General features: G+C 60.5%; 12 protein-coding genes. 6 read left to right on the top strand and 6 right to left on the bottom strand.

Annotation, left to right across the window (positions count from 1 at the left end):
- Window positions 1-4: 4 nt before the first annotated feature.
- From HV782_RS11375 to HV782_RS11360, 4 genes are all read left to right on the top strand, one after another.
- Complete coding sequence (locus tag HV782_RS11375; RefSeq protein ID WP_123469143.1) at window positions 5-694, top strand: GNAT family N-acetyltransferase; 690 nt, start codon at window positions 5-7, stop codon at window positions 692-694.
- Between the two features lie 4 nt (window positions 695-698).
- Entirely contained in the window at window positions 699-1,883 is a 1,185-nt protein-coding gene (locus HV782_RS11370; RefSeq protein ID WP_123467490.1) for a GNAT family N-acetyltransferase, read from the top strand.
- A complete protein-coding gene (locus tag HV782_RS11365) occupies window positions 1,855-2,646 on the top strand; it encodes a ChbG/HpnK family deacetylase (protein WP_186747288.1) in 792 nt (263 codons plus the stop codon). Before HV782_RS11370 ends, HV782_RS11365 begins: the two co-directional genes overlap by 29 nt.
- A gap of 114 nt (window positions 2,647-2,760) precedes the next feature.
- Window positions 2,761-3,453 carry a GNAT family N-acetyltransferase gene (locus HV782_RS11360; RefSeq protein WP_186747286.1) on the top strand — a complete coding sequence of 231 codons (693 nt, stop codon included), beginning with the start codon at window positions 2,761-2,763 and terminating at the stop codon, window positions 3,451-3,453.
- A 152-nt stretch (window positions 3,454-3,605) separates the two neighbouring features.
- On the opposite strand, the gene HV782_RS11355 is transcribed toward HV782_RS11360, so the two are convergent.
- Window positions 3,606-4,403 (bottom strand): class I SAM-dependent methyltransferase, encoded by a 798-nt coding sequence (locus tag HV782_RS11355; protein WP_186747284.1) that lies wholly within the window; start codon window positions 4,401-4,403, stop codon window positions 3,606-3,608.
- 199 nt (window positions 4,404-4,602) lie between these two features.
- Between HV782_RS11355 and HV782_RS11350 the strand changes: the two genes are divergently transcribed.
- Window positions 4,603-4,950, top strand: a complete 348-nt coding sequence (locus HV782_RS11350; protein ID WP_186747282.1) for a hypothetical protein — start codon at window positions 4,603-4,605, stop codon at window positions 4,948-4,950.
- 159 nt (window positions 4,951-5,109) lie between these two features.
- Here HV782_RS11350 and HV782_RS11345 read toward each other — a convergent pair whose 3' ends face one another.
- The 5 genes from HV782_RS11345 to HV782_RS11325 all read right to left on the bottom strand — a co-directional run bounded on the left by HV782_RS11345 (window position 5,110) and on the right by HV782_RS11325 (window position 13,670).
- Window positions 5,110-6,540: a sigma-54-dependent transcriptional regulator gene (locus HV782_RS11345; protein ID WP_123467480.1), complete on the bottom strand. Its 1,431-nt coding sequence runs from the start codon at window positions 6,538-6,540 to the stop codon at window positions 5,110-5,112.
- Window positions 6,509-8,002 carry a sensor histidine kinase gene (locus HV782_RS11340; protein WP_186747280.1) on the bottom strand — a complete coding sequence of 498 codons (1,494 nt, stop codon included), beginning with the start codon at window positions 8,000-8,002 and terminating at the stop codon, window positions 6,509-6,511. The genes HV782_RS11345 and HV782_RS11340 overlap by 32 nt, the downstream gene beginning before the upstream one ends.
- A gap of 94 nt (window positions 8,003-8,096) precedes the next feature.
- Entirely contained in the window at window positions 8,097-9,200 is a 1,104-nt protein-coding gene (locus HV782_RS11335) for an SCO family protein (protein ID WP_186747278.1), read from the bottom strand.
- Entirely contained in the window at window positions 9,197-12,004 is a 2,808-nt protein-coding gene (locus HV782_RS11330; protein WP_186747276.1) for a multicopper oxidase domain-containing protein, read from the bottom strand. Before HV782_RS11330 ends, HV782_RS11335 begins: the two co-directional genes overlap by 4 nt.
- Window positions 12,005-12,221: 217 nt before the next feature.
- Window positions 12,222-13,670, bottom strand: a complete 1,449-nt coding sequence (locus HV782_RS11325) for an ATP-binding protein (protein ID WP_186747268.1) — start codon at window positions 13,668-13,670, stop codon at window positions 12,222-12,224.
- A gap of 813 nt (window positions 13,671-14,483) precedes the next feature.
- Between HV782_RS11325 and HV782_RS11320 the strand changes: the two genes are divergently transcribed.
- The gene (locus HV782_RS11320; protein ID WP_186747855.1) at window positions 14,484-15,830 is read left to right on the top strand and encodes a hypothetical protein; all 1,347 of its coding nucleotides are present in this window, start codon (window positions 14,484-14,486) and stop codon (window positions 15,828-15,830) included.
- Window positions 15,831-15,855 lie beyond the last annotated feature (25 nt).

The raw sequence follows: 15,855 nt of genomic DNA, 5'->3' as shown, positions 1-15,855 counted from the left end.
CACCATGAACATGCTCAACAAACTGACTGAACACCTGCGGCAGAAAGGACTTACTGCCACCGTCAAGAAAGCGTGGAAACACTACATTTTTTCCCATCAGGAACTGCTGTGGATGGAACGCGATCTGGTCAGCCCGGTGCCGCCGCACAGCCTCAAACCCTACCCGCCGCTGCGGGTGGTGAAGATCACGGCGGACAACGCCAGCGCCTTTGCGCGCTATTTCGGCGACCGCGTCGGCACCATGGCCGAGCTGGCCAACGAAGGTCACACCGGGCATATGCACCTCGACGATCAGGGCGACGCGGTAGCGTTTATCTGGGGCAGCGCGCGGGACTATTTCGACCGGCACTATTACGGCTGCATGTTCCCGGTGAAACCCGGGGAATTCTTCGAGTTCGGCGGTGAACTGACCCGCGCCTATTGGGGCACCGAGCTGTCGGTAGATCTGCAACTCGAGTTGTGGAAAGCCATGGCCGCACAAGGTTGCGACAAGGTTGTCGACGTCTGCGAATTCCACAACATCCCGGCGCTCAAGCTGCACTTGCGTATGGGCTACACCGAGCAAAACCGCATCATGAATGTGTACACCCTGTTCGGTCGCTGGCACTTCTACCGCGAAACCCGCTACAGCGGCTCGCGTCTGGATGCGCTGCGCAAACCGTCCCGTCCACCCGTAACAGCCACGGCGGCCTGAGCCTATGGTGACGCGATTCGAATGGCGCACCTCGCTGTGCGCCGCCGACTTCCCGGCAATAGCGTATGAAGCGCTGTGCCTGCGGGTGACGGATCACACGCCGTTCAACCACCTCGGTTGGTTGTGCGCGGCCGAGCAGGCCCTTGGCGAGGGTGAGCGTTTGCACATTCTGCTGGGGTGGGAAGCGGACGAATTGCGTCTGTGCCTGCCATTGGTGGCGAGTCGCGAGCGTTTCGCCGGCGTGCCGTTCCGGGTCGTGCATCACTTGGGGTATCCACTGGCCGATCGCTTGGCGCTGTTGTCTTTGCTCGGCTGTGAGGACATGCGCAAAGCGTTGCTATTGATTCGCCAACGGGTGCCGCACGCGTTGCTGCAACTCAATGAATTGTCCGAACCTGCGGGTGAGGAAAGCGCGCTGACCGAATGGATGGCGCGCAGCTCGACCGCTGAACGGCGCCTGAGTTGTCGGGTGCCGGTGCATCTGATCAGCGCGGCCGATCATCAGGAAGTGTCTGGCGACCCGCGCTACAAACTGCGTCGGGCACGCAAGCGGATTGCCGCGTGCGGTGCCGAGGTGCGGCGCATCGTGCCCGATGCGATGAGCATGGGCCCACTGCTGCAGGTCATCAGCGACGTCGAAGCGGTGAGCTGGAAAGGTGACGAAGGCGTGGGGATTTTCGCCAGCGAACGCAGCCGCCAACTGATCGAGCGCGCCTTCACCGCCCTCGCCGGCCAGGGCCTGGTGCGGGTGGTGACACTGGAGTTGAACGGCCGTTGCATCAGCTACCGGCTCGGCCTGCTCGAACAGGGTCGGCTCTACGATTACAACCTCGCCTTCCTGCCGCAATACGCCGACCTGGGCAGCGGCCGGGTGTTGCTGGAGGAATGGATTCGCTGGGGGCTGGACGACAACTGGCGCTGGATCGACGCCTCGCGGGTCAGCCTGGAAAACTCCAGCCATCAACTGCACGAACGCATGACCGGGCAACTGGAGCATTGGCGCTGGAGTTTCTACTCATGGCGCCCGAGTGGTCTGGTGCTCGGCCTCGGCCTGCGCCTGTGGCATCGACTCAAACCGACGCTGCAACAGTGGCGCGCCAAACGCGCAGATAAACCTGCACCTGTCGTCAAACCTGTCGCAATCACCACGGAGGGCGAACATGCCTCGCCAAGTCATAGTCAACGCTGACGATTTCGGCCTCAGCCCGAACGAAAACGCGGTGATCTTCGCCGCGTTTCAGGCCGGGGTCATCAGCAGCGCCACCGCCATGGCCAACATGCCTGCATTCGAAGCGGCCTGCACGATGGCCCGGCATGCTTCGCTGCAAGGTCGGGTCGGGTTGCATTTCAACCTGACGTACGGCCGGCCGCTGAGTGCGGCGATCCTGCGCAGTCGCACCTTCTGCGATGGCCACGGGGTGTTCGACCTCAGCTTGCCGCGTCACAGCCTGTGGCTTGGGCGTGAGGATCGCGACGCGGTGCGCGAAGAGCTGCAGGCGCAGTGGCAGCGCTGTGTCGAGCACGGCATGCGTCCCAGCCATATCGATTCACATCAGCACGTGCACAACATCTGGCCGATCGGCGAGATCGTCGCACGGTTTGCCGCGCATCAAGGTGTACCGATTCGGCTGGCGCGCAACCTGGGACAGAACCTCAATCTGCCCAAGCGTGTATTCAAGGGATTGCTCAATTGGCGTTTGCAGAGTCTGGCCGGTGTCACCGCCGATTACGTGTGCACGCCGATCGACCTGCGCAACGACAACGCGCCGACCGACGGCGTGCTGGAAATCGTCGCGCATCCGACGCAACTCGGCGCCGACTTTGGCGATGCCTATCTCCACCCCGACGAGTCTTTGAGCCGTGTTCTAGAGCAGCGGCTGATGGGCGTTCTGCGGGTTTCCTATACCGATCTGAACAAGGATTTTCTACGCGGGGCGACGGCACTCGATTGAGCTACACAAGTTGAAATACTTTCCAAAGTGGCCCTTTGAAATTAACTGGCCAGCGTGATCTATACCCACAAAAGCACCATCCACCACACCCGGGCTGCGGCCACGGAGGGCATCATGAGCGTGATCGAAAAACTACAAGAACGCATCCGACAAAAGGGCCTCGGCCGCACGTTCGGCACGTTGTGGAAACGCTACGTGTTCTTCCATTGGGAACTGTTGTGGATGGAGCGTGACCTGGTCAGCCCAGTACCGCTACACAAGCTGCGGCCTTACGACGGACTGCGCAGAGTCGACATCACGCCGGAGAACGCCATCGCCTTCGCCAAGCATTTTGGGGACCGCGTGGGCACCATGGCGGAGCTCGCCGCCGAGGGGCACACCGGGCACATGTACCTCGATGCTGACGGCCACGCAGTCGCTTTTATTTGGGGCAGCATTCGCGACTATCACGACCGTCACTATTACGGCTGCACCTTCCCGGTGAAGCCGGGTGAGTTCTTCGAGTTTGGCGGTGAAATGACCCGCGCCTATTTCGGCAGCAGCCTGTCGGTGGACGTGCAAGTGGCGCTGTGGCAAGCCATGGCGGCGCAGGGTTGCGACAAGGTGGTGGACGTGTGCGAGACGCACAATATTCCGGCGCTGAAGCTGCATATCCGCATGGGATACCACGAGCAGGGGCGGGTCACGCACGTTTACGGCCTGTTCGGCCGCTGGAGGTTTTTCCGTGAAACGCGGTATGAGGGATCACGGCTGGAACCGCTGCGCAAACCGGGACGGCCGGTGGTGAGCTCGGCGGCGCAGGCTTGATTCAATCCGAGGATTTGTGGCGTCTTTAGGCCGTCATCGCTGGCAAGCCAGCTCCCACAGGGTTTTGAGTTGTACCGATTATTTATGTACGACACAAAATCCTGTGGGAGCTGGCTTGCCAGCGATGAGGCCAGTGGCAACGACGATGAATTTCAAATCCTGGTGGCGACCAAGGTAAAACACATCGGCATCTGCGCCTCTTGATTCAAATACCGGTCATACACCTCTTCCCGGTTCGAATGGGCGTACTCCCTGAAGTGCGCAATATTCAGCCCTGCCGCAATGGCAGCGCTGAAGATGGCGCCAAGGTTATGCACAAACCAATACGACTTCGCCGCCGGCTGCTCAACCTTGCCGACATAGACAATCGGCTCTTCCTGCACAAACGGTTCGGCGCGAAAATACGAGCTGGCGAGGCGGTACGGATCTTCAGCGTCGGGATCAACCATTTCCAGGAACGGATGGGTTTCATAGATCACCAGTTTGCCACCCGGCTTCAGCGTTGAAGCGACATGGCGGAAAAACTCGCCGATGTCCGGCATCCAGTTGAGGACGCCGATGGTGATCAGCGCCACGTCGAAACGATTGTGCAGGGACGCTGGCAGATGATGGATATCGCTTTCGATGAACTCGGCATTGTGCGGTGAACGCTTGTTCAGCTCACGCGCCTGTTCGAGAAACGCAGCCGATTGATCGACACCGACCACGCTTCTGGCACCGAGGGCAAACAGGGAGAGACTCTCGCGGCCATTGTTGCAGCCCAGTTGAATCACATCCTTGGCGTCGACCTCCAGTAACCCGCTCAGGGTCTCATCGAGGCAGGAGAAATCCGCCTGCGCGACGTCGCTCAGTAACGCCTGCCAGTCAGGCGAATCCTGATGGTGACGGGCGGAATCGTTCCACGCCTGTCGATTGCTCTCGATGGCGGTTTTATTATTGGGCACTTCCATGGCGCACTCCGGACGAGGCTCGTGATTGAGCGGATCCGAGTCTAGATCAGCCCGGCAATTGTGGTTGTTGCAAACTTGTAAGCCAATTCCTGTAGGCGCTGCCGAACGCGGCCCGAGCCTTGGGCAGCTCCTACATTGGTTTCGTGTGAGGCAGCTATAGTTAATAGCCTTGGGGAAAACCGCACTCGCAGGTGCCGCCATGCTAATGCTCGAACGGCTATTGTTGACCGGCTGTCTGCTCGCTGCCACTCAGGCGCAAGCGCTGGACAGCAATTTCAATTATTACGGGCCGAACCAGCCCTTCGCCCACCCTGCCCCGTATTCACTGCAGGCCACGCCGCCAAGGCCTTACGAGGATACGGCGCCGCAGGATTTTGTGGTGATTCCGGGTGACCATGATTTCTACGATTCACAATTGCCGACCGTGGCGGATGCGACGGTGCGGGTGTTTATCCGCACGTACGATGCCGAGCGCGGGATTTATGTGAATGACGAGGTGCTGGATCCGGGTTGTTTGCTGGAGTGTTTGAGCCGACAGCAGCATTGATCCGGGTTGCCCAAACATTCTGCACACGCCAGATAACCCTGTGGGAGCGAGCTTGCTCGCGAAAGCGGTGGATCAGTCACTTTTATGCTGACTGACACACTGCATTCGCGAGCAAGCTCGCTCCCACAAGGTTTTGTGCTGGCTCGGACATCTGCATTTTTACCACTGCCGTTTGTCCGGCCGGGCGAGGCCGAGTTTTTCGATGCGGTAGCGCAGCATGTCGCGGCTCAGGCCCAGCAGGCGCGCGGACTTGGTGACATTCCAGTCGGTCTTGTCGAGCATCTTGCGCACCATGTCGCGCTCGACTTCCGGCAGGTTCATCGACTCGGTATTGCTCGCCGGACGGGATTCGTAGTGCGTCGGCACTTCGTGCAGGTGCAGCGGCGGTTCGTCGACCAGGCTCATGCACACGTTCAACTGATGCGCGGCGATGGTGTCGCTCGGCGCCAGCAGCACGGTTTGCTCAAGCATGTTGCGCAACTCACGCACGTTGCCCGGCCAGGTGTAACTGAGCAGCAGTTCTTCGGCCTGATCGCTGAAATGCAGGTTCGGCTTGCCGTAGCGTTTGCCGTGGCTGGCGAGGAAGTGCCGGGCCAGCATCAAAATGTCTTCACCTCGGGCATACAGGCGCGGCACCTTGATCGAAATGATCCGCAAGCGGAAAAACAGATCACGACGGAATTTGCCCTGCTGGACCATTTGCTCAAGGTTGCAGTTGGTGGCGCTGATCACCCGCAGATTGACCTTGCGCTCCTTCACCGAACCAACCCGGCGAATCGTCCGGTCCTCCAGCAACTTCAACAGCTTGGCCTGCAACAGCAGATCCATTTCCCCGACTTCATCGAGAAACAGTGTGCCGCCGTCCGCGGCTTCCACTAAACCTACGCGACGATCCTTGGCGTCGGTGAACGCGCCTTTCTCGTGACCGAACAGTTCCGACTCGACCAGATTCGACGGGATCGACGCACAGTTGAACTCAATGAACGGGCCTTTGCTGCGCGGGCCGTCGAAGTGCAGAGCGCGGGCCACCAGTTCCTTGCCGGTGCCGGTTTCGCCCTCGACAAGCACCGGCGGTAGATCGGTGTTGGCCATGCGCCGCTCGGCATCGAGCAACTGGCCGATGGTGTTTTTCAGAAACTGCATCGGCGCCGAGTCGCCGATCAGCGCCTGCACCCCGGATTTCTGCGCCTCGCGGTCCTGATAGAACGACAGCGTGCGCTCCATCCGCTCGGTGGCCAGGGCCTTGTCGAGCAGCAGTTTGAGTTCCGGCAACGCCACTGGTTTGGTGACGTAATGAAAGGCGCCCTCCTTCATCGCCACCACGGCATCTTCGACGTTGCCGTAGCCGGTCATCATGATCACTTTGAGATCCGGCGCGCTGATGCGCAGCTTCTGGATCAGGTCGTGACCACTCATGCCCGGCAGCGAGTTGTCGGTCAGCACAATGTCGGGCATGAAGGTTTCCAGTTGCCCCAGCGCGTCTTCGGCCGAATGGCAGACCGTCACCTCGAAGTCCTTGCGCTCCAGGTAGGTCTGAATATTCTCGGCCAGCAGTTCGTCATCCTCGACCAGCAGAATGCTGTGTTCCATATTCCCCTCCCGATGCCACTTTGAAGTTGAGACTGACGCGGGTTCCCTCCTGCTCGCGGCTGGTCAGCACGACCGAACCTTCGAAACGCTCCATGATGCGTTTGACCAACGCCAGGCCAACCCCGAGGCCGCCCTGTTTGGTGGTGAAAAACGGTTTGAACACCAACAACTGCTGCTGCGCGCTCATTCCCTTGCCGGTGTCGCTCACGGTCAGGCGCACGCTGTCAGGCTGCGGCGATTCGAATTCGACGCTGAGCACACCGCCCTTGGGCATGGCTTCGAGGGCGTTGGCAAACAGGCTATTGAGGATTTGCGTGAGCAACACCTTCTGGCTGACCACCAGCGCGCAATTCTGCGGTGTGAAGCGCACTTCGACGTTGCAGCGTTTGATCAATGCTTCGAAGGCGCCAACGGTGTCTTCGACCGCCATCACCAGGTCCACCGCTTCGCCGTCGTCATTCATCGGCCGCAGCGACACCAGCAATTCGCGGACCCAGCGCGACATGCGATCGACCTGGCTGATGATGTCGCCGATATTGCGTTGCGCGCCGGGGCTGGCGATTTCCTGAGCCAGTTCGGCGCTGGAACGAATGGTCGCCAGCGGATTGCGCAGGCTGTGCGCCACCGCCGAGGACATTTCGCCGAGAGCGACAAAGGTTTCATTACTGATCAACTGTTGCTGTTGGCTCTGCAGCAGTTTCGCCGCGCGGCGGACGATCCAGAACAACGCCAGAAAGATCGCCGCCCCGCCGAAACACGTGGCGGCCCAGATCGAGGCAAATCCACGGTCGATGCGGTCGACCAGATCCGCCGGCTCCTTGTAGACCTCGACCATGGCAACGACTTTGCTTTTGTCGGCGTTGAACATCGGGATGTAGTTCTCGATGAACAAATACTTCGGTTCGCGCAGTAACTGCTGCTCGGGTTTCTCATCGTCGATCTTGTGATAACTGGAGGACACCGCGACTTTCATCTCGAACGACTCGTCGAGTTCGTCGTCATCCTCGAACTTGACCCCGATCAGTTCGGGATTAGTCGACCAGATCACCGTGCGATCCAGCGCATACACCGTGGCCAGGAGAACGTCGGGCAGGTGTTGGACATGGTCGAGGAACTCGGCGCGGGCGGCTGCATGGGCAACGGGGTCGACATCGGGAAAGTTGTCGTCCTGGCGCGGGTCGAGCATTTCGCCCATGGTCCGCGCCGGGGTGATGCCGGCGTGGCGTATTTCCGCCGCGCCAATCGCCTGAACGAATTGTGCAGTCAGCAAGGCGTCGCGCTCGACACTTTCGGTGACGACAAAGCGCGTCGAGATGTACCCCAGCCCCACTGCCACGGAGGCGATGATGAAAAAGCTCGCGAGCGAGAACCAACGCAGCAGATTGAACTGTTCGCGCCAACTTTTGCCCATTGCCGCCGACGTGTCCGGCGCAGATGTTTTTTGTGCTTCCAGTCGCTGCATGGGAGTGCCCTGGAGGTTTTGTATCGAGCCAGTTACAGCCATCAGTGTAGGTGGCTCTGACCGCGACACACGGTTCAATGATGCTATTTCGCCGCTACCGCATCTGACTCACCGTCGCGGCTGGATCGCCCGGTTTTACTGGCGTCAAAGCACCGTCGGCTACGGCACTGCTGGACGGTTGCTGACGCTCGGTTTCGTCGCTGAGGAAGTCGATAATCGACTGCGCGGACTGTTCGTCGAGGCGCAGATTGGGCATCGGGATTCGCTCGAATTGTTCGTAGAGTTGCAAGGCAATCGGGTCTTTTTCCGCGAGCAGGCGATCCGGTTCGCGGATCCAGCGATTCAGCCACTGCGGATCACGGTGGCGGGTTACGCCGATCAGGTCTGGGCCGATGCTGCGCATGCCAAGGCCCTGGCCATCCTGCGGGCCTAGGCTGTGGCACGAGGCACAGCGCGTGCGGAACAGTTCTTCGCCATTGCTCGGGGGGCGAATGTCCGGGGCGTTGGCGTAACTTTCTTCGATGCTCGGCTGTTTCCAGTTTTGCAAAGTGTTGGCCAGTTGATCGGCGAGGATCCACGGATTCTCGAATGGCGAGGCTTTCATCCAGCGCCCGGTGGTCTGGTTGCCGACGATCAGGCTGAGGTTGTGATCTTTGCTGCGGCCGTTGTCGACGCCTTCGATAAACAGCCCGAGTTTTTTGCGCAGGTCGGTGACGTCTTCGAACTCGCCGGTGAGAAACCTCCAGCCGGGGCCGACTTTGAAGCGCTGCGAATAGGCCTTGAGCACTTCGGGCGTATCACTGAGCGGATCGATGCTGATCGAGTAGAAAAAGATGTCCTGGCCGACCCGATCACCGAGCAGTTTTTGCACCTGGCGCAGGCGCGCGGTTTCCAAGGGGCAGGAATCGCTGCACGAAGTGAAGATGAAGTTGATCACCACCACTTTGTCTTTGATCAGGTCATCGAAGAAATGCACCTGCTGACCGTCCTGATCGGTCAGCAAGGTGTTGGGGAAATAGTCGCCACCCCACGGGGTGGCGGATTCACTGGCCGCAGGGGGTTCGCCGACGCTGGCCTGGTGCGCCAGCAGCACACGGCTGGCGAGCACACAGACCACCAGCATCAACACCAGGTGCATGCCCAGCGCCCGGGAGCGCGGGGTATGCACGGATTGGCTGTCACCGTGACGACGGTTCATGGCTTGACCACCACTTGTGGGCCCATACCGTCACCGTTGCGGAAGGTTGGCAGCGCGGCGGAGTTGACGTAGCGCACACCGTCCCAGCTTGGCAATGGGGTGGGCATCAGTTGCAGCTGACCGGGTTTCTCCAGGTCCCAGCGCAGCAGCATCGAGTTGTCTTCATGCTGAGTATTGTGACAGTGCTCCATGTAGGTCCCGGCGAACTCGCGGAAGTTGATCGCCATTTCCACGCTGTCCAGACCATCGGCTTCGGAGCCGATGCGATAGACGTCTTTGCGCGCCCATTTTTCCCACTCTGGCGGGGCCTTGCCGCCGCGACTGAGGATGATCCCCTCCTCGAAGTGCACGTGCACCGGATGGCTCCAGCCCTTGCCGCCAGCCTTGATATTCCACACTTCAAGGGTGCCGAACCCGGTGACACCGGCATCGGTCGGGCCGCTGGACAACTGGGTCGAAGCGTTCAGGCGCCGTGGGTCCATGTGGTAGCCAAAACCACCATCGGTCTTGACCGTCCACGGCGCTTCATCGGTGCCATCGGCGCGGCCAAAGGTAAAGGTGCGGTGACGGGCCTTGGCCAGCAGCGCCTTGTCGGCAGCGTTGTCGCGGTGAATTTTCAGCGGGATCATCACCAGCCCTTCAGCCTTGCCCGGTTTGGCCGGTTCGTAGGCCGCCGGGTTCATCGCCAGATCCTGGCCGGTGTAGGCCTTGACGTTGAGCTGCAAGACCTTGCCCACCACCGGATCGCCCTTGTCCCACTGCGGGCCTTTGCTGGTTTGCTTGATCACCGGCAGGTACTTTTCCGAGAGCACGTCGGCCAGGGGGATCACTTCTTTCGGGCCTTTGCCGTCGTCCTGCGCCTGCAGGTTGAGGAAGAACAGCTTGTCGCCAGGCTTGATGCCGTTTTTCGAGAAGTTGACGATGATGTCGAAGCGCTCGGCGATGCCTTGGGTCGGCAGGATCGCGTTGTGGTTCTGTTTATCGCCATCGGCGTCGAGGTCCATGCTGCCGTCGAACGGCACGCTGTGTTCCATGATGTTGCCGTCGTTGGCGATCATGTGGAACGGCACGCGGCTGTAGGTCACGCCCGAGTTTTTCGGCCCCTGGAACTCTCCGCCACTGCCTTTGATTTCCCGCACCAGCGCCAGTTTGAAGTAGCGCGACACCGAACCGTTGAGAATGCGGAAACGATAACTGCGTGCGCGCACATCGAGGGTCGGTTTCCACTGCCAGTTGACCAGCACCTGGTCGCCAATGAAGCCGTCAGTGTTGAACGGGTTAAACCACAACTGACCTTCCTGATCCCAGGCTTTGTCGGCGAACACCAGGTTGATGTCGTAATCACGGTTGCCCCAAGGCAAGGCGCTACCGCTGGGGAAGCGCAGGTTGACGCCGTCGTTGACCGACTCGTTGCCGCGATCCAGCGCGCTGTAGTAGTTCATCATCGCCGCGTTGCCCTTGTAGACATTCTGCGCGGTGAAATCGAGCATGTGGTCGTGGAACCAGTGGGTGCTCATGGTTTCGCGCCAGTCGCCGCGGATCTTGATGGTGCCGTTATTGCAGGTCTTCTTCGCCGGGGCCAGATCGTTGACCCATAGGGTCTCGCCCGGCGCGCAGGGGAACGCCGCGCGCGGGTCTTCAGCCTTGGTGTTGATGCTGTCGTAACCGGCGAGCTGGATCGGCCAGCGATAGTCATAGAACTGCCCCGGGAAGAAGAACGCGTTGGCATAACCGTCGCTTTCTGCCGGCGCGTGACCGTTGTGCTCGTGGGTGCTGATGGTATGCAGACCAAAACCACGGTTGGCTGACGGGTCAATCGGCAAGCCGTTGTAGTGGCGCATCATCACCGGTTGGCCGTAGCGCACCATCAACAGTTTCGGCGGCAGTGTGCCGTCGAAGGTCCACACCGAGTTGTGGTTCTGCACGGGCATATTCGGGTGGAAGCGCGGGTCGACGCCTTTGGCGGTACCATCGGTCACCGGTAAACCGGCGACGTTGTGGTACAGACCGCCGAGGCCGAACTCGCCCATGGCGTAGCCGTGCATTTGCCGACTGTCGCGCAGGCCACCGTTGAGGCGCGCGCCGGTCTGTACGGTTTTATAGGCGACTTGCGGGTAGAACTCGTTCCAGCGTTGGTGCGACCAGCCTTTTCCAGGTGGCCGTCCTTCCGCGGAGGAGCCGATGTGGCGGTTGAGGAACACTTCGATCTGCGCCTGCCACGGGTTGCGGTCGACGACGTTGGCGAACTGGCTGGGGAATGGCGTCAGCCCCGGTTGGCGCAAAAACGCATCAAGGGCGCTGCCGGGTGGCGCGCTGCGGGCGACGTTGTTCGGATCCTGGGCCGGGGCCGGGCCAATCGCGGCCGGTGGAAACGGCAACGGCGCGGCCGGAGTGGTCGGGTCGAGTTTTTCCGGGCCGAACTCTTCGAACAGGGTCAACTGCTGGGTGAACGGCTGCGCACCATAGAGCGGGCTCGGCTTGCCGTTGGTGGGGTAGTTGAAACTGGTCTGCACGGTGGGCGGCAGCACGTTTTCCGTGCGGGTCGAGTTCCGCGTGCCTTTGACCCCGTCGGGCAAATCGAAGGAATCTTCGTTGGCCTCGGGCATGGTCAGGATGGCATTGAGTGCGGTCGGTTCGTCTGCCGGCTCGTCGTAGTACGCCGACGGGTCTGAGGTTTCTGGCTGTCGTTCGTCATCAATGGGGCTGGCGCGAACGCCGACCATGGTGCCGAGGGTCAACATCAGAAAGACGCTCAGCGGCGTCAGCAGAAAGGTGTTGCTTGGGTCACGCGTTGCTCTGTCCATCACCAGCCGCCTCATCAAGGAAGGGGTGATGGTGTTTTGCAACTAGTGCGCCAAAAAATTATTTCCAGTTGTAACAGGGACTTGGAAGGTCTGTGGGTTTCCCCACTCCCCGGTGACCGGGGCTTGACACCCATTGGTGGGGGAAGTTCATAAATTTTTATGGCGATGCACAACTGATTCAGGAGCTGCCGCAGCGCCTACAGGGGGAATGTGTGTTTCAGGGGACCAGTTGAAAGGCCAGGCGAACGGTGGTGCCCTCGCCTTCGCGGCTGTCGAGGGTCACGCCGCCGCCGAAGCGTTCCATGATGCGTTTGACCAGTACCAGGCCGACGCCCAAGCCACCTGATTTGGTGGTGAAAAACGGCCGGAACGCCATGGTCCGTTGTTCTTCGTTCATGCCTTTGCCGGTGTCGCTGAGCACCACACACACGCCGCGGTCGTCGCTCGGTTCCAGGCTGACGGTCAGCGTGCCGCCCTTGTCCATCGCCTCCAGTGCATTGGCCAGCAGGCTGTTGAGGATCTGCGTCAGTTGCACCGGTTGGCTGAGCACCATCGGCGTCTGCTGCGGATGAAACACCACTGTCACCCCGGCCCTGGCGATCTGCTGTTCGAAGGCGACGAGGCTTTCGTGCAGCGCGGCCACTAGGTTGACCGGTTCCGGGTCATCGTTGAGCGGACGCAACGACTGCAGCAGTTCGCGCACCCATTTCGACATGCGGTCGACCTGGCCGATGATGTCCTTGATGTTTTTCTCGGCCGGGCCGGCATCGAACTCCAGCGCCAGTTCGGCGCTGGAACGGATGGTCGCCAGCGGGTTACGCAGGCTATGCGCGACAGCTGAGGACATCTCGCCCAGCGCAACAAAGGTTTCATTGGCGATCAGTTGTTTTTGCTGGGCGGCGAGCAGGATCGCGGCACGCCGGACAATCCAGTACAGGCCCAGGTAAATCAGCCCGCCGCCGAGCGCGGTGGCCAGCCAGATCAGGGTCAAACCGCGCTCCATGCGCGCGATCAGGTCTTTGGGTTCCTTGTAGATCTCGACCATCGCCGTGACATTCTTGCCCTCGGCGTCGAACAGCGGAATGTAATTTTCGATAAAAATGTAATCCGGCGGGATGACGAATTTCTGCTCTTCCCGGGCCTTGTCGACGTCGTGGTAGCTGGCGGATACCGGAATCTTTTCGTTGAAGGAACGATCGAGGTCTTCGTCGGCATGAATGCTGGTGCCGATAAGCGCGGGATTGGTCGACCAGATCACTTGGCGGTCCGGCGAGTAAATATTGGCGAGAATCACGTCCGGCAAGTGTTCGATGTGATCGAGAAATTCGCCCCGTGCCCCTGCCCGGGCCAGTGGGTCGACATCGGGGAAGTCCTTGTCCTGACGCGGGTCAAGCAGTTCGCCCATGGTGCGGATGTTGGGAATCGACACGTGACGCACTTCGGCAGACGCGATGGCCTGAATGAACTGTGCGGTGAGCAAGGCATCGCGCTGCACGCTTTCATCGATCACGAAACGCGTTGAAACCGCGCCAAGCGCGATGGCCACGGTGCCGATCACCGCCATGCTGATCAGCGAAAACCAGCGCAGCAGGTTGAACGGCTGCTTGTGCGAGCCCAACCGTAGATGGCCCTCCTCAACCGGAAGCGATTTCGACTGCATGTTCATGGCGGCGACTTCTCGATACGTCCTATAGGGTTATAGCCCACGGGTGGGGGTTTGCCCGGATGCGGGGATATCGCCCCGATACACGCCTCCCCAACCACCACAAATCCCTGTGGGAGCGAGCTTGCTCGCGAAGGCGGCAGGTCAATCGACATTTTCGTCACAGGAAGTCCGCTTTCGCGAGCAAGCTCGCCCCCACAGTGGCCTGTTTCACTCACCTGTTTTGTTTTCACCGAAGAAACTTGTGGGAGCGAGCTTGCTCGCGAAGGCGGCAGGTCAGTCGACATTTTCGTCACAGGAAGTCCGCCTTCGCGAGCAAGCTTGCTCCCACAGTGGCCTGTTTCACTCACCTGTTTTGTGTTTACCGTAGAAACTTGTGGGAGCGAGCTTGCTCGCGAAGGCGGCAGGTCAGTCGACATTTTCGTCACAGGAAGTCCGCTTTCGCGAGCAAGCTCGCTCCCACAGAGGCCTGTTTCACTCACCTGTTTTGTTTTCACCGAAGAAACTTGTGGGAGCGAGCTTGCTCGCGAAGGCGGCAGGTCAGTCGACATTTTCGTCACAGGAAGTCCGCTTTCGCGAGCAAGCTCGCTCCCACAGGTTCTTCATCTGACAGACGTTCAATCTCATCCCCACCGTCCCCAATCCTGGGGAATGACGCCCTTTCCCCGCTGGCCAAAAACCTGACCCTTCTGCGCGTCAAGCCCTCTACCCCGGCCCTCTCCCGCCCATCCACCACACCTTGGCATGGAAGGTGTACAGGCCCTGTGCAACTGACCCATCTCCAAGGGGCAGGTACTTTGATAGAGGGATTAACTCATGCACCCTTTACTGTCCAAAACCGCGACTGTCCTGGTCGTGAGCGCGTTGGCCCAGGGCATTGCCCAGGCCGCTTTGTTCGCTGTTGATCCGGGGCCTTACGTACCGGCCAATGGCGGTTTCGCCAGTTGGTATCAGGACACCCACGGCCGCACCCTGGACCTGTGCCTGTCCAAAGCACTCAGTTCGCGAGTGCCCAGCACACCGGGCGCGCCTTCGTATATGTGCTCGCTGTTGCCGGCGCCCGGCATATTCGATGACGCCCAACCGCTGGCTTTCCCCAGCAACTTCCCCGACGAGGCATTCTGGTTTACCGCTGACGGCACGATTGTCGACGCCGCGCGCGGCATCAACCTTTCCTACGGCTCGGCGATCGAAGCCGCGTTCAGTGGCGGTGACCCGGCGGAAGGCGATCAGATCAGCTTCGCGCGGATCCGCATCCGGGTCGATATTCCTACAGCCGGCACCTACGTCATCACCCACCCGTATGGCGTCGAAGTGTTCAACATCGACACTCCCGGCCGCCGCGCAATCAACATGACCCGCGACATCGGCATCGGCACACCGAAAACCTACGACGGCGCGCTCAAGGGGGACGTCGGACCGTTCCTGCGCAGTCTCAACGGGCCCTACACCGAAACCAATCCGGTGACTGGCTCGGCAGAACAATTTGTCGGTGATCCGAACCTTGAAGAAGCCGTGACCGGCAGCCCGTTCAACACCAACTTCATTCGTATCGAAGGCCCCAATGGTCTGGATCTGCGGACCACGACATTCGCCGTCTCCGGCAAGTTGTCGACGGTAGTTCGACCCACACCAATGATTACCCAGCGCAGCACTTACTCGCGCAAAGCGGGGACCAGTGCACCGGTCGCCCAACAGGACGTCTTCGTCCTCGCACCACCCGCGCCCGGCATGGTCGCCGTGACCAGTTTCACCCCGGTGCTGAACATGACCGAAGCCAACTCCACCGGTGCCTGGTATGCGCAATCGTCGGCCAACCCGACCGTGCCGAGCGTCCTGCAAGTGACCGCCGACAACCACCTGGCCATCGCCAGCAGCACGCCGACCACCCTGCCCATGACCCTGACCGACCTGGTGGTGATCCAGAGCGCGCAATACAGCCTGAGCTCCGGACAACTCACCGTGGTGGCCTCGACCAGTGACGAAACCTCGCCCCCCGTACTTACCGCCACCTCCGGCAGCGGCGCCGCCATCGGTGCCCTGAGCGGCGACGGCGCGGTGAAAACCCTCGCCACCGGGATCTCGCCGATACCGCCGGCCAAAGTGCGCGTGACGTCGTCCAACGGCGGCAGCGACACCGAAGAAGTGGTCATCGTGCAATGAACGCTCACATGCCCAGATCCGTATC

This window comes from Pseudomonas monsensis (assembly GCF_014268495.2).
GTDB lineage: Bacteria > Pseudomonadota > Gammaproteobacteria > Pseudomonadales > Pseudomonadaceae > Aquipseudomonas > Aquipseudomonas monsensis.
The sequence above is the reverse complement of the archived record's forward strand: the minus strand, read 5'-3'. Positions and strand labels throughout refer to the sequence as shown.